This window comes from Mariniflexile sp. TRM1-10, from assembly GCF_003425985.1.
Taxonomy (GTDB): domain Bacteria; phylum Bacteroidota; class Bacteroidia; order Flavobacteriales; family Flavobacteriaceae; genus Mariniflexile.
Map to the genome: position 1 here is coordinate 3,282,987 of NZ_CP022985.1, position 14,632 is coordinate 3,297,618.

Sequence of the window (14,632 nt, forward strand, 5' to 3'; positions counted from 1 at the left end):
CAGCACCCATTAACAATGAAACAATTTATATTCATATTTATTTTAGTAAGTCCAGTGATTATGATGGCCCAAACAAATGGGGAATTACCATATTACGAAATTCCCGAATACCATGAAGCATCATACACAGCAAATTCAGTAGCTGCTAGAATGATAGATGGTTTAGGCTTTAGATATTATTGGGCTACTGAAAGTTTAAGAGATGAAGACTTAAATTTTAAACCAAGTGAAACGGGACGGGCAACTATAGAAACCATCGCGCATATTTACGGGTTATCTAAATTTATTAGAAATAGTGTTTTAAGTGATAATAAAGACACTAATAAGTCAGAACTCGCTTTTGAGGTTATGCGTAAACAAACATTGTTAAACTTAAAAGTGGTGTCTGAGGTGTTGTATAATACAGATGTGCCTTTTCAACTAGAAAATACCGAAGTGCCATTTTGGAATATTATTAGCGGACCCATTTCAGATGCGTTGTGGCATTGTGGGCAAGTGGTGCTATTGCGCCGTTCTTCGGGAAACCCGTTTAATTCTAAAGTCAATTTGTTTAGTGGTAGCGTTGATGAATGACTTTTATAAAAACTTTCCCTCACATCTTTATATCGTTGCATGATCTACTTTAGCGCTTCTAATAGTCGTCAGTTCTTCGACATTTTTGCAACTAATTATAAAGTAACTGATTTAATAAAATTGCTTTGGAAGTATAGGGGCTTTGAACACGCTTTGTTTGATGCTAAAGATAAATGATTGGTTTTTTCATTGAGATGGGATTGAACTAAAATGATAAAAGTTGTATTTTTTTCTTAAATTTACTAAAATATTTTTAATGCTTTTGAGTTGAATAGAGAGGTCTTTATAAACGAAAAAGTAATATTACAAACTGAATTAATTTAATTGTTTTTATTATTCAGTAAATCAGTGACCCTAAATAAAATAACTATATAACAACTTATTATTAGCGTTGCATTTTGTAACTGCAAATTTCTAAGCGTATTCCCATTTAAATAGTATACTTAAATACAAAGAATATTTAATAATCAAAAGTTAATTGAAATAATATGTAAAAAAGATAATTAAAATGAAATACAAAATCCTACTACTGTTTTTTATCCCGTATTTATCCTTTGCCCAAGTTGGGATAAACACCACCGATCCCAAAACTACATTAGATGTCAATGGAGCCGTTACACATAGAGAGACAAGCTTTACCGTGACTTCTAATGCGGTTAACATTAATACAGAAACTTCATTGGCCAATATTACAGGCACTGCTACCGGTACTGTTGCGGTTACGGCATATACTCCTACTATCAATGGCCACATGTTAACCATTTCTAATAATACCACAGGCGGTTTTGGTGCAACATTTGCAGGAACCACTATTCCCAATGCCCAGGCCTTAGCTTTTGTCTATACTAATGGCGCATGGAAAACTACAATAACTAATCTCTACAACAGTGATGGTACCCTGACGGGCTATCGTACTGTAGCCTTAGGGGCTAATAATCTTATCTTTACAGGTACGGGGAGAACTGAATTCAATGCTGAGGGGGGGGTAGGATTTACTGGAGATACCAGAAGGGGGTTAGCGAAAATATATGATATTGGCTCAGGTAATGTGTTTGGTATGGAACAGGTTACATGGGACCAGGGCGGTGGCCCTTCATTTACGCCAGCACTGCGGTTGTTTACATCAAATTTTTCGGGAGCATATCTCGCTTTTGGTAAATATACCTCTGCAACCAATTATTTTGAATTTGCAAGATTCACTCCTACAGGTGATTTTGGCATTGGTAATGCATTTCCAACTTCTACCTTTCATGTAACCGGCAGTATTTCCAATAGCATTACTATTATTTCCAGTGATTTAACATTAGATGCAAGCCATAAAACCGTAATCATTCCAACTTGGGGGTCTGCATTTACCGTTACGTTGCCGGCTGCTGACACAAGATACGGGAGAATTTATACCATTGTCAATAATACAGGTGGTGCAAAAACCATAGGTAGTTATATTGATTTAGCCGGGACTACTGTGACGACTATCGGTACAGCAAGCAGTGTTGAAGTACAAAGTGATGGTACTGACTGGTATCAGATACGATAACTTAAAAAACAACTAAAATGAAAAGTAAAATCCTACTTCTGTTTTTTATCCCTTATTTATCCTTTACCCAAACAGGGATAAATACTACCGACCCCAGAACTACATTAGATGTCAATGGAGCAGTTACATATAGAGAGACAAGCTTTACTGTGGCTTCTAATGCGGTCAATATTAATACACAAACCTCTCTTGCCAATATTACCGGCACCGCTACAGGTACTGTTGCTGTAACGGCATATACTCCAACTATAAATGGCCATATGTTAACCATTTCCAATAATACCTCAGGTGGTTTTGGAGCAACGTTTTCAGGCACAACCATTCCCAATGCTGAAGCCATTGCGTTTGTCTATACCAATGGCGCATGGAAAACGACCATGGGGTCATCGACCGTATCAACATCCAACATGTATAATAGTGACGGTGCCCTGACAAGCAGTCGCACGGTATCCCAAGGAGCTAATAGTCTTGTTTTTACAGGCACAGGAAGGGCTGAATTCCAAAACAGGATGGGATTTGTCAAAGATACGCGAAAGGGGGTTGCGGCAATTTATAATGAAAGCACAGGCGATGTGTATGGTATCGAGCAGGTTTCAGGTTCCCAAAGTGGTTCAACTCCAGCACTTCGTTTGTTTACAGCAAATGCGGTATCGGCACATCTCGCTTTTGGCAAATATACGACCGAAACAGCTTATACTGAATATGCAAGGTTCACCAATACGGGCAATTTTGGTATTGGTATTACTGTGCCAACCTCTACGTTGCATGTAAATGGCAGTATTGCTAATAGCATTACCGTTATCTCTAGTGACCTGACATTAGACCAGACCCATAAAACAGTAATCATTCCACTTGGATCTACATTTACTGTTACATTACCTGCAGCATCAGGAATATCAGGAAGGGTTTATACCATCGTCAATAATACAGGTGGTTCGAAATCACTGACAGTAAATTATATTGATTTAACAGGAAACGCTGTAAACACAATCAATGCAGCAAGCAGTATCGAAGTGCAGAGTGATGGTACTAATTGGTATCAGATACAATAGTTGACTATAAAGACAATTAAAATGAAAAATAAATTTCTACTACTGTTTTTTATACCGTATGTGTCCTTTACTCAAGTTGGAATAGGCACCACCGATCCTAGAACCATGTTAGATGTCAATGGAGCCGTTACCTATAGGGAGGCAAGCTTTACTGTAGCTTCTAATGCTGCTAACATTAATACAGAAACCTCTATTGCCAATATTACGGGGACTGCTACTGGCACTGTTGCTGTAACGGCTTATGTTCCGACTATCAATGGTCATATATTAACCATTTCCAATAATACTTCAGGTGGTTTTGGAGCAACGTTTTCAGGGACAACTATTCTCAATGGTCAGGCAGTCACTTTTGTTTATACTAATGGTGCATGGAAAACGACATTAGGATCATCAGTAACAGCAACCAATATTTACAACAGTAATGGGACACTGACAAACAATCGCACGATAGATCAAGGCGCTAATAATCTTATTTTTACGGGTTCTGCAAGGGCTGTATTCCAAAATAGGCTTGGATTTGCCAAAGATACACAATGGGGAATGGCAGCAGTATATTTTTCTGCTTCAGGTGATTCCTATGGTCTGGAGAAGGTTTCAGCTGCCCAAACTGGGACAACTGATGCGTTGCGTTTGCTTACATCCAATTTTACAGGGTCTCCACCACATCTCGCCTTTGGTAAATATACGAATTCAACTGCTTTTACTACCTTTGCGAGGTTTATCAACTCTGGGGAATTTGGCATCGCAATTATACCTACCTCTACCTTTCATGTAAAAGGCAGTGTAGCTAATAGCATCACCGTTATTTCTACCGATCTATTATTAAATGAGAGTCATAAAACAGTTATCATTCCACTTGGGTCATCATTTACAGTTACATTACCTGTAGCGTCAGGAATGACGGGCAGAATTTATACCATCATCAACAATTCTGCCGCTTCAAAATCCCTAACAGAAAATTATATTAATTTAGCCGGGAGTTCTATAAATACGATCAATGCAGCAAGCGGTATAGAAGTACAGAGTGATGGCACTAATTGGTATCAGATACGATAGACCGACTCGATGTCATTAATTATATATACCAAGTTTTAGCGAAGATGATCTTTAGATTGACAAATAAGGATCGGCACAGTATCATCCAGATGATTATCAATCAGTTCTTCAGGAAACCTGTTTCGTTCTAAAGTTAATTTGTTGGTGGTAGCGTTGATGAATGTTTTTATAAATAACTTAGCCACCACTTATCTTTATTAGTAGCTTTATAAACCATGTATTTCTTACTTGGAAAATAAAGAAGTATAATGACTCCAGCCCATACCATATAAACGACCATTAAGGAATATCCATAATTTATAAGATTGGCATTTTGAAATGCTTCAGCAGTAAGAATCATGTCTTGCCAATTTCCACCAAAAATTAAAATCCCTATAATTGCTAATACGTGAATGACAAAAATATGTAGGAAATAATAAAACAATGGCACGCGTCCAAATACTAAAAAGAAGTCTGTGAATTTATTTTTTACCGTTTCTATACCGTATAAAAATAATAATGCAGGTCCTAAAGTAATGAGTAAATATGAGAGTGATGGTGGGTATTTGCTAACATTAAAGAATGATAATATGGTTTTAGTGGAGGTGTCCTGTATAGTCCACGGCACCAAATCGCCATATACATTACTACCTCTAACGATAAAGAACAGAGCTATTGCGGCGAATCCCAAGATAAGTAGCCATTTTTTTCTAATGGATGCATTGAAGTTTTTTGCATAAAAATGCCCAAAACTATAGCCCAAAATTATGACTCCAACCCAAGGCAATATAGGGTAGTAGATCCCTATAAGTCTGTTGGAATCGGTGGTAATTTGGCTTCCTTGGTGCAAAATGTACCATAGAATAGCTCCAATGCTTTCACCTTTAAGTAAAATAGTGTCTAATAAATTGTGGCCAAGTATTATGATAAAACCAATAGCTATTAAAATTTGTTTAGGAAGAAAGATTAAGAAGGATAAGATGACCATGCTCAACCCAATAGCCCAAATAACTTGAAGTACCACAAAGCCATAGTTAATATCGAACCACCAGATAAGATTATTAACGGCTATTTCTAAAAACACAAGCCAAATGCCACGGGTAAACAAAAATTTAAAGAGTTCTGGTTTCGTTTTTTTGCTCCCGTATAAAAATGCCGAAGTGCCTGCTAAAAACACAAAAACCGGTGCACAATAATGCGTAATAAACCTGGTGAAAAACAAGAAAGGTGTGGTGGTTTCTAAGTTTGTAGGATTGGAAAAAAACGAACCGTAATGAAAATAATCCCTAACATGGTCTAATGCCATAATAACCATTACAACACCTCTTAAAATATCTATGGACTCTATACGGTTGGTTTTTAATGGCATAATATTTTGCTTGTTATTTTGCAGCGTCATTAAAAGACTATTTAAGTTTTATCCTTTGGCTCTTTTATGCGCCTTTTTCCACCATACATCAGCTATTTTTCGGTACATAGCTATGTACCTCTCCCTCGCGGCAGCCTGGCTCCTTCGCTAAAAAGGTCTCCCAGACCTTTTTTATACGCTCGGCCCTGTCTGACAAAAAATGTCCTATAAAATATTCCAAAAACAAAATTTAAACAGTCTCAAAGTTGTTTGGCGTCTATATATTGCTGAATGGTTCTTATTTTTCATCTTTTAAAGTCCATAAATGAGTTTTTGGGTGTTATATACGGTTTTCCTGTTTTTTTAACTGTCAGATGGAACACTCTTTATTATCATCTTGTATGTGAATGGGATTTTCATAAATGTCTCATAAAGTTTTTTTTATGGTTTAATTTTGGAATAAAGACGTAGGGGAATATCTTATAATATTAAATAAATTATTGAATATTAGCAAATTAATTTGAATGATATTGATGTCATGGATTTAGGGCAAAAAAAAATGCTTAACACTTGTTAAACATTTTTCACAAAAAGGTTATAGTTGGTAAAGTTTATTTAACCAATTGTTTTTCCTTTTTACTAGCAAAGTCTATTTCTATTTGATTGTTTAAAATATCTTCAAACGTTTCTCTTTTTCTTATTAAATGTGCTTTGTTGTTGTACCATAAAACTTCGGCAGGTCTAAATCTAGAGTTGTAGTTACTTGCCATAGAGAAGCAGTAAGCACCGGCATTTTTAAAGCATAATATGTCCCCTTCATTAATCTCTGCAATGCGGCGGTTGTTGCCAAAAGTATCTGTTTCACAAATGTAGCCTACAACGGTATAAAAACGCTCACGTCCCTTTGGGTTTGAAATGTTTACAATATCATGGTGTGACCCATAAAACATAGGACGTATTAAATGGTTAAAACCAGAATCAACTTGTGCAAAAACGGTCGAGGTTGTTTGTTTAATAGCGTTTACTTTAGTTAAAAAGCTTCCGGATTCGCTCACTAAAAATTTACCAGGTTCAAAAGCCAGTGTTAAATCTTTACCATATTCTTTACAGAAAGCATTGAATTTACTAGATAATTTTTCGCCTAGTTCTTCAATGTTGGTTTCGATATCACCTTGTTTGTATGGTACTTTAAACCCAGAACCAAAATCAATAAAATCTAAATTTTTAAATTGTTTTGCGGTTTCAAATAATATTTCACTAGCATATAAAAACACTTCAATATCTAAAATATCACTACCAGTATGCATATGAATGCCATTAATGGTCATTTTGGTATTTTCAACAATACGCAATATGTGAGGTATTTGATGAATCGAGATACCAAATTTAGAATCGATATGTCCCACAGAAATATTAGCATTTCCTCCAGCCATAACGTGCGGATTTATACGAATGCAAACAGGTGTTTTTGGATGCTTCGTGCCAAATTGCTCTAATATGGAAAGGTTGTCAATATTAATTTTAACGCCAAGTTTTGCAGCCTCTTCAATTTCAGTTAGTGATACACCATTGGGCGTAAAAATTATTTGTTCTGGTAAAAAACCAGCAGCTAAACCCAATTGAACTTCTTGTATGGAAACGGTGTCTATTCCAGAGCCTAATGAGTTAAAAAGTTTGAGTATAGATATATTAGATAATGCTTTAACGGCATAATTTATTTTAAGATGTTTAACATTTTTAAAAGCATTAGTTAGTCTTTTATATTGACTTTCAATCTTTTCGGCATCATAAACGTAAACCGGACTCCCAAAATCTTGTGCAATTTTCAGCAATTGATTTTCTAACATAATTTAAAATTTTCGTCAAAGATATTTCTTTACGATAAATAAAAAAGAAATAAATAAAAAATTATACAAATTAAACAAAATGTTAATTATATAACAACTTTAAAAAAATAATTTAAATTGGGTGTTTTACCAATTAAATATTAGGGTAAGTTATCATGATTATTTACATTTGCGCTTCTTAAACTATTTAGCAAATTATGAATTTACACGAATATCAAGGTAAAGAAATATTAAGCAGCTTTGGAGTACGTATTCAACGTGGTATTGTTGCTCAAAACGCACAAGAGGCAGTAGTCGCTGCAAAACAATTAACAGCAGAAACAGGTACAAGTTGGTATGTTATAAAAGCACAAGTCCATGCAGGTGGACGTGGTAAAGGTGGCGGTGTTAAACTTGCTAAAAACCTGAAGGAAGTAGAAGAAATTGCAGGAAAAATAATTGGGATGAACCTAATTACACCTCAAACGTCTGCTGCTGGAAAAAAAGTACACCAAGTTTTAGTTGCAGAGGATGTTTATTATCCTGGTGAAAGTGAAACAAGCGAATTTTATATGTCGGTACTTTTAAATAGAGGTACAGGACGTAATATGATTATGTATTCTACCGAAGGTGGTATGGATATTGAAACAGTGGCAGAAAAGACACCTCATTTGATTTTTACGGAAGAAATAGATCCAACCGTTGGCATCTTGCCATTTCAAGCAAGACGTATCGCTTTTAATTTGGGATTATCTGGTAACGCTTTTAAAGAAATGACAAAGTTTGTTACCAATCTTTATACAGCTTATGTAAAATCTGATTCTTCTTTATTTGAAATTAATCCGGTTTTAAAAACAAGTGATAATAAAATATTAGCTGTTGATGCTAAAGTAACGATTGATGATAATTCGCTTTTCAGACATAAAAATTATGTTGATTTACGTGATGTACGTGAAGAAAGTGCCATTGAAGTTGAAGCTGGAGAACTAGGTTTGAATTATGTTGATTTGGATGGTAATGTTGGATGTATGGTTAACGGTGCTGGTTTAGCAATGGCAACTATGGATTTAATCAAGCATTCAGGTGGTGAGCCAGCAAACTTTTTAGATGTTGGTGGTACAGCAGATGCTGCGCGTGTAGAAGCTGCTTTTAAAATCATTTTAAAAGACCCAGCTGTAAAAGCTATTTTAATTAATATTTTTGGTGGTATTGTACGTTGTGACCGTGTGGCACAAGGTGTTATCGATGCTTATAAAAACATGGGAACTATTAATGTACCAATTATTGTACGTTTACAAGGAACCAATGCGGATATAGCTAAAGAATTATTAGACAATTCTGGTTTAGCAGTTTTAAGTGCTACCGAATTTCAAGAAGCTGCAGATAAAGTACAACAAGTATTAGCTTAATTCCTGCGAAGGCAGGAATCTAAATATAAAACAAAAAGAGCAACATTAATCGTTGCTCTTTTTGTTTTAGAATGTAGTAGGCTTTTCTTTATAATTACCAAGTGGTATTTGCTTATTCAAAGTAACCGCTTCCGAAGGTAGTACAATAAGCAAAGTACCTAAAAACTAATGGTGTGTCATGCCTTAATAATTAAGTCTGGATAATATTTTAGACTAAATTGTTTCTTTTTAGCTTTCAAAAAAAAGTACTTATTGCCTACAAATTGCAGAAACGCTAACTAATTCTTATTCCAAGTGGTATAGAAAAGGGATGTAGATCAATAGCAAAATATGGATCCTCAATTCATTTTTTCTGAGAAAAACAAGCTTGTCCGAATGGGCTACTAAAATAATCATATCTTTATAGCTGAATTCCAAATCAATTCGTCATGAAAAAACTATTACTTTTTTCAACTGTACTTCTTTGTTACACATGTTCTTTTGGGCAAATAACAGTAAGCACCTTAGCAGGTTCAGGAACTGCTGGTAATGACGATGGTACAGGAACTGCGGCTAGTTTTTATCAACCACGAGGAGTTGCTGTTGATGCCTCTGGAAATGTATATGTAGCAGATTATGTAAATCATAAAATCCGTAAAATTACGGCAGCAGGGGTAGTAAGCACCTTTGCAGGTTCAGGAACTGCTGGTAGTGACGATGGTACAGGAACTGTGGCGAGTTTTAGTGGGCCATTTGGAGTTGCCATTGATGCCTCTGGCAATATATATGTTGCAGATGCTCCAAACCATAAAATCCGTAAAATTACGGCAGCAGGAGTAGTAAGCACTCTGGCAGGTTCAGGAAGCATTGGCAGTACAGATGGCATAGGAACTGCGGCTAGTTTTTATCAACCACGAGGAGTTGCTGTTGACGCCTTCGGCAATGTATATGTTGCAGATGCTCAAAACCATAAAATCCGTAAGATTACATCAGCAGGGGTAGTAAGCACTTTTGCAGGTTCAGGAACTGTTGGTAGTGACGATGGTACAGGAATTGCGGCTAGTTTTAGTTGGCCATCCGGAGTTGCCGTTGATACCTCTGGCAATATATATGTTGCAGATATGGATAACAATAAAATCCGAAAGATTACATCGGAAGGGGTGGTAAGTACCTTTACAGGTTCAGGAGCTTATGATAGTACAGATGATACAGGAACTGCGGCTAGTTTTAGAAATCCCTTTGGAGTTGCCCTTGACGCCTCCGGCAATGTATATGTAGCAGATGCTCAAAACAATAAAATCCGTAAGATTACGTCAGCAGGGGCAGTAAGCACCTTTGCAGGTTCAGTAAATGAAGGGAGTGCAGATGGTACTATTTCTGCTCGTTTTTTCTTACCAGTTGGAGTTGCCGTTGATGCTTTTGGTAACGTGTATGTTGCAGATTGGGGCAACCATAAAATACGTAAAATAGTAGATGCTTCTTTATCCAATGCAGATTTTGATATTGCTTCAAACATTGTAATATATCCAAACCCTACCACTAATTTTGTAACTATTAAGGTAAGCGATTTATTAGATGCAAAATTACAAGTAATAGACATAACAGGCAGAGTGTTACTCAAACAAATCCTTGATAACGCTACAAATAGTGTTGATATATCTCAATTACCAAATGGTCTTTACTTATTCAAAGTAACCGCTACCGAAGGTAGTACAATAAGCAAAGTAGTTAAAAACTAATGGTGTCATACCCATAAATTAAACCGCCCTTGTAGGCATTTTTTTTAATGTTAAATCGCATTCAGAATTGCGTCTAAATACAATTTTTGAATGAGCCACAGCTGTTGAAGTCCATGAAGTACAGTTTTTAAAACATAAAACAACAAATGCCTGATTGTGTATTTCTTGGAGACAGTGGTAATTTGTCAGAAGCCATTCAGTTAGATTTTTTTAAACAGTAAATATTAACATAAGACCCGAGCCTGAAAGGCAGACAGGAGAAGCAAACACCTAAAAGAGCAAATCAAAAAGAGGATAAGCCGCAACCTCATATCTTTAGAAAATCAAGAAAAAGAATTGAAGCTTTATTTTCACAATGATGCAACTAATTCAGAATTAGAAATGATTATGCTAAAACTTTTAAGGTTATAAAACAAAATCTGAGCGATAGTAAACTGGCAAAGCAAGTTTAGCAAAAATCACAACTCAAACTGATAAAATTATTACCAACCGTTTTATCAAAAAGTCTTTTTTATAAACTTTTTTGTGACGTTTTCACGGAAGCTTCGCCTTTTTCAGTTCCAGACTTGGTGCTTGGAGCTTTTTCTTTATTGGCCTCTTTCTTAGGCATCGGCCCTCGTAAATGAATAACCAAACCATTTAAAAAGTTTCGCAAAATCTGGTCACCACATTCCATATATTTTGGGTGGTCTTCACTCCTAAAAAAAGCACCAAGTTCACTTTTGGAAATTCTAAAGTCCACAAGCTCCAAAATCTTTACAATATCATCGTCCCGAAGCTTCAAGGCAACGCGTAGTTTTTTTAATATATCATTATTTGTCATATCCATAATTTTTACACTCAAATATAGGTTACCGTTTATCGATAATGTATTTAAGAGGATGCTTTTCTAGCGTTTTTGTAATTTTTTGTAAAGATACCCTAAATATTTATTTTGTTTAGCTTAATTTAAAATTATTTAATTACGGTTAACTGTATGTAAATCAGTTAATTAACATGTTGATTTTTAATTTAATAATAAAAAATTTTTATTAAAAAAGCATCAAATTTTCAGCTTGAATATTTTTTTTATTGATGAAGTAAATAAAATTCACGACCAAATACTCTAGTGTTTTCGATAAGTTACATAATATCTACGATTATTAAATTATTGTTGTGCGTATCTTTATAATGTAATTAATTAATCCCTTGAGACATGATTAATAGAGTAGAAAAACTGAGTCTTCTGTCAGAAATGATAGCTTTTGCTAAATATGATAAAGACATAAAACATATAGAGTATAACTTTTTGCTTGGTGTTGCTAAACAACTTGAAATTTCGAGAGAAGATTTCGATTATTTGATTGAGCATCCCATTAATTATATTCATTTAAAATCGCATAGTGAGCGTATTGTTCAATTTCACCGATTGGTGTTATTAATGAACATTGATGGTAATAGTAGTGATAACAATTCTAAAAATGTGATCAAGTTATATAACTTTGGTTTACGTATGGGTTTAAGTCATGAGTCTATTACCAAGGTATTATATTTAATGGAAAGTTTTCCTAATAAAATTGTACCACCAGACGTGTTGATAGATATTTTTAAAACACAATATAATTAAGAACTCGTTTAAAATTTTCATAATTGGCTAAAAAATTGTCCTTTTACACTCGCTTTTTGTCTTTTCTTCCTTCCATAGCTCTGCTATGCAACTCAAAAAAGCCTTCAACCGAGCATAAAATGACTAATTTTCGCTTCAATCAAAAAAGTTTAAACGAGTTCTAAGTGTTCTTAGCTAAGTTTTAATTTGCGTGTTTTATTTTTAACCTACTTATGGTTATAGAAAAGCTAAGAGATTAAGCTTTTAGCTTTTCTATTTTTGTTTGGTATTCTTTAATCTGATCACGCAGTTTTGCAGCGGCAATAAAGTCCAGGGCTTTTGCAGCTTCTTCCATAAGTTTGCGTTTATCACGAATTTTCTTTTCTAATTCGGGTTTGGTTAAATAGGCGCTTTCGGGTTCGGCTGCTTTTAAGGCTTCCAATTCATAACTGTACGTACTAATTGAATTTTTTGTTAATGCATTATCTAAACTCTTATTTAATGCTTTTGGGCTGAGGTTGTGTTTTGTATTATAAGCTATTTGTTTTTCACGTCTGTAATTGGTTTCATCAATTGTTTTTTGCATGCTGTTGGTAATTTTATCGGCATACATAATGGCTTTGCCGTTCAGGTTCCTAGCGGCTCTACCAACGGTTTGGGTAAGTGAACGTGCCGAACGTAAAAAACCTTCTTTATCGGCATCTAAAATAGCAACCAAAGAGACTTCGGGCAGATCCAATCCTTCACGCAATAAGTTGACACCCACCAATACATCAAACAACCCTTTACGTAAATCCTGCATGATTTCTACACGCTCCAAAGTATCTACATCACTATGGATGTAGCGACAACGAATTTGAATTCTATCAAGGTATTTAGTCAATTCTTCCGCCATGCGTTTGGTAAGTGTGGTAACCAATGTGCGTTCGTCTTTTTCAACTCGCTGCTGGATTTCTTCAATTAAATCATCAATCTGGTTCAAGCTTGGGCGTATTTCAATAATAGGATCCAATAACCCTGTTGGCCGAATCACTTGCTCCACATAAATACCATCCGATTTCTTTAACTCGTAATCGGCCGGGGTCGCACTCACATAAATGACCTGATTTTGAATAGCTTCAAACTCTTCAAATTTTAAAGGTCTGTTGTCCATAGCAGCAGGCAATCTAAAGCCATATTCTACCAAGTTTTCTTTTCTACTTCGATCACCACCATACATGGCGTGCACTTGCGAAATGGTTACATGGCTTTCATCAACCACCATTAAATAATCGTCTGGAAAATAATCGAGTAAACAGAAGGGGCGTGTACCGGGCAAACGGCCATCTAAATAGCGCGAATAGTTTTCAATACCCGAACAGTAGCCCAATTCACGAATCATTTCTAAATCGAATTCGGTGCGTTCTTTAAGACGTTTAGCTTCTAAATGTTTGCCAATTTCTACAAAATAGTCATGTTGTTTTACCAAATCGTCTTGAATTTCCTTTATGGCGCCCTGTAAAACATCGGGTGAGGTAACGAACATGTTTGCCGGATAAATAGTTAGCAAATCATATTTTTCAATGACTTGATTCGTTTGGATGTTGAACGATTCCATGTCTTCAATTTCATCACCAAAAAAGTGAATTCTAAAGGCATCATCGGCATAACTTGGGAAAATATCTACGGTATCGCCTTTTATTCTAAAGTTTCCATGATTGAATTCCCCTTCGGTACGCGAATACAAACTTTGTACTAATTGATGCAGTAATTTAGTTCTGGAAATTACTTGGTCTCTTTCTAAAGTGATGACGTTTTTTTGAAATTCGATAGGGTTTCCAATACCGTAAATACATGACACCGAAGCCACCACCAATACATCCCGACGGCCAGAAAGTAGCGAAGAAGTAGCACTTAAACGCATTTTTTCTATTTCTTCGTTTATAGACAAATCCTTTTCAATGAAAACACCGGAAACAGGAATGTAAGCTTCTGGTTGGTAATAATCGTAATACGATACGAAATATTCCACCGCATTGTTTGGAAAAAACTGTTTGAACTCGGAGTATAATTGAGCTGCCAACGTTTTGTTGTGTGCTAAAACTAAGGTAGGTTTTTGCACTTCTTGAATAACATTCGCTACCGTAAAGGTTTTTCCTGAACCTGTAACCCCAAGTAGGGTTTGGTATTTTTCGTTGGAACGAATGCCTGAAACCAATTGTTTTATGGCTTCTGGTTGATCGCCTGTAGGCTTAAATCCCGATTCAATTTTAAATTTCATTTGTAATTTTTATTGACATTTATTTATCAGATATCATTCGCAATAGTGGTAGATATGAATAATATCAAATTTTTTCTATGCTGATTTCATTCTGAAGTAATTTAAACTTTTTCTTTTACCTGCAAAATTCACATTTTGCTCCCTAATTTTGACTTTTTATATTCCGTAGCGATGCTATGCAACATAAAAAAGGCTTCATTATGAAACAGGGTCGAGCGTAAAAAATAACCCAGTGGGTTATTTTAGTGAACGAGCCAGCTGTCGTAGGGTTAAATTTTTTGCTTACAAA

Annotated in this window: 11 protein-coding genes and 1 pseudogene; 8 read left to right on the plus strand and 4 right to left on the minus strand. The window is 35.4% G+C overall.

The annotated features are described in order from the left end of the window. Nucleotides 1–15: 15 nt before the first annotated feature. The 4 genes from CJ739_RS13885 (at nt 16) to CJ739_RS13900 (ending at nt 4,218) form a co-directional block, all read left to right on the plus strand. Nucleotides 16–573 (plus strand): hypothetical protein, encoded by a 558-nt coding sequence (locus tag CJ739_RS13885; protein WP_117176352.1) that lies wholly within the window; start codon nt 16–18, stop codon nt 571–573. A gap of 508 nt (nt 574–1,081) precedes the next feature. Further along, nucleotides 1,082–2,110, plus strand: coding sequence for a hypothetical protein (locus CJ739_RS13890; RefSeq protein ID WP_117176354.1), 1,029 nt, complete (start codon nt 1,082–1,084; stop codon nt 2,108–2,110). A 17-nt stretch (nt 2,111–2,127) separates the two neighbouring features. Continuing rightward, nucleotides 2,128–3,162 (plus strand): hypothetical protein, encoded by a 1,035-nt coding sequence (locus CJ739_RS13895; RefSeq protein WP_117176356.1) that lies wholly within the window; start codon nt 2,128–2,130, stop codon nt 3,160–3,162. A 21-nt stretch (nt 3,163–3,183) separates the two neighbouring features. Further along, a complete protein-coding gene (locus CJ739_RS13900) occupies nt 3,184–4,218 on the plus strand; it encodes a hypothetical protein (protein ID WP_117176358.1) in 1,035 nt (344 codons plus the stop codon). Nucleotides 4,219–4,384: 166 nt separating this feature from the next. Here the strand turns inward: CJ739_RS13900 and CJ739_RS13905 are convergent, their stop codons facing one another. Together CJ739_RS13905 and lysA are read right to left on the minus strand one after the other, a co-directional pair. Continuing rightward, nucleotides 4,385–5,566 (minus strand): acetyltransferase domain-containing protein, encoded by a 1,182-nt coding sequence (locus CJ739_RS13905; RefSeq protein WP_236951509.1) that lies wholly within the window; start codon nt 5,564–5,566, stop codon nt 4,385–4,387. Between the two features lie 590 nt (nt 5,567–6,156). Further along, the gene (lysA, locus tag CJ739_RS13910; protein ID WP_117176359.1) at nt 6,157–7,392 is read right to left on the minus strand and encodes a diaminopimelate decarboxylase; all 1,236 of its coding nucleotides are present in this window, start codon (nt 7,390–7,392) and stop codon (nt 6,157–6,159) included. Between the two features lie 197 nt (nt 7,393–7,589). Here lysA and sucC point away from each other — a divergent pair, with 197 nt between their 5' ends. The 3 genes and pseudogenes from sucC to CJ739_RS20640 all read left to right on the plus strand — a co-directional run. Next, entirely contained in the window at nt 7,590–8,780 is a 1,191-nt protein-coding gene (gene sucC, locus CJ739_RS13915) for an ADP-forming succinate--CoA ligase subunit beta (RefSeq protein ID WP_117176361.1), read from the plus strand. A 428-nt stretch (nt 8,781–9,208) separates the two neighbouring features. After that, the gene (locus CJ739_RS13920; protein WP_162880219.1) at nt 9,209–10,498 is read left to right on the plus strand and encodes an NHL domain-containing protein; all 1,290 of its coding nucleotides are present in this window, start codon (nt 9,209–9,211) and stop codon (nt 10,496–10,498) included. Between the two features lie 97 nt (nt 10,499–10,595). Then, a pseudogene (locus tag CJ739_RS20640) lies at nt 10,596–10,863 on the plus strand (hypothetical protein); the annotation flags it as partial. Between the two features lie 146 nt (nt 10,864–11,009). On the opposite strand, the gene CJ739_RS13925 reads toward CJ739_RS20640, so the two are convergent. Beyond that, on the minus strand, nt 11,010–11,321 hold the full coding sequence (locus tag CJ739_RS13925; protein WP_117179003.1) for a DUF1456 family protein: 312 nt from the start codon (nt 11,319–11,321) through the stop codon (nt 11,010–11,012). 372 nt (nt 11,322–11,693) lie between these two features. On the opposite strand from CJ739_RS13925, the gene CJ739_RS13930 reads away from it, so the two are divergent. Then, nucleotides 11,694–12,104 carry a TerB family tellurite resistance protein gene (locus CJ739_RS13930; RefSeq protein ID WP_117176363.1) on the plus strand — a complete coding sequence of 137 codons (411 nt, stop codon included), beginning with the start codon at nt 11,694–11,696 and terminating at the stop codon, nt 12,102–12,104. Between the two features lie 235 nt (nt 12,105–12,339). Here CJ739_RS13930 and uvrB read toward each other — a convergent pair whose 3' ends face one another. Continuing rightward, the gene (gene uvrB / locus CJ739_RS13935) at nt 12,340–14,343 is read right to left on the minus strand and encodes an excinuclease ABC subunit UvrB (protein ID WP_117176365.1); all 2,004 of its coding nucleotides are present in this window, start codon (nt 14,341–14,343) and stop codon (nt 12,340–12,342) included. Nucleotides 14,344–14,632: the final 289 nt, after the last annotated feature.

Bases quoted from the DNA above. Each gene is read 5' to 3' on its own strand.
- CJ739_RS13900 (WP_117176358.1), top strand. From the start codon at position 3,184: ATGAAAAATAAATTTCTACTACTGTTTTTTATACCGTATGTGTCCTTT.
- CJ739_RS13890 (WP_117176354.1), top strand. From the start codon at position 1,082: ATGAAATACAAAATCCTACTACTGTTTTTTATCCCGTATTTATCCTTT.
- CJ739_RS13925 (WP_117179003.1), bottom strand. From the start codon at position 11,321: ATGACAAATAATGATATATTAAAAAAACTACGCGTTGCCTTGAAGCTT.
- uvrB (WP_117176365.1), bottom strand. From the start codon at position 14,343: ATGAAATTTAAAATTGAATCGGGATTTAAGCCTACAGGCGATCAACCA.
- CJ739_RS13895 (WP_117176356.1), top strand. From the start codon at position 2,128: ATGAAAAGTAAAATCCTACTTCTGTTTTTTATCCCTTATTTATCCTTT.
- CJ739_RS13885 (WP_117176352.1), top strand. From the start codon at position 16: ATGAAACAATTTATATTCATATTTATTTTAGTAAGTCCAGTGATTATG.
- CJ739_RS13930 (WP_117176363.1), top strand. From the start codon at position 11,694: ATGATTAATAGAGTAGAAAAACTGAGTCTTCTGTCAGAAATGATAGCT.
- CJ739_RS13920 (WP_162880219.1), top strand. From the start codon at position 9,209: ATGAAAAAACTATTACTTTTTTCAACTGTACTTCTTTGTTACACATGT.
- sucC (WP_117176361.1), top strand. From the start codon at position 7,590: ATGAATTTACACGAATATCAAGGTAAAGAAATATTAAGCAGCTTTGGA.
- lysA (WP_117176359.1), bottom strand. From the start codon at position 7,392: ATGTTAGAAAATCAATTGCTGAAAATTGCACAAGATTTTGGGAGTCCG.
- CJ739_RS13905 (WP_236951509.1), bottom strand. From the start codon at position 5,566: ATGCCATTAAAAACCAACCGTATAGAGTCCATAGATATTTTAAGAGGT.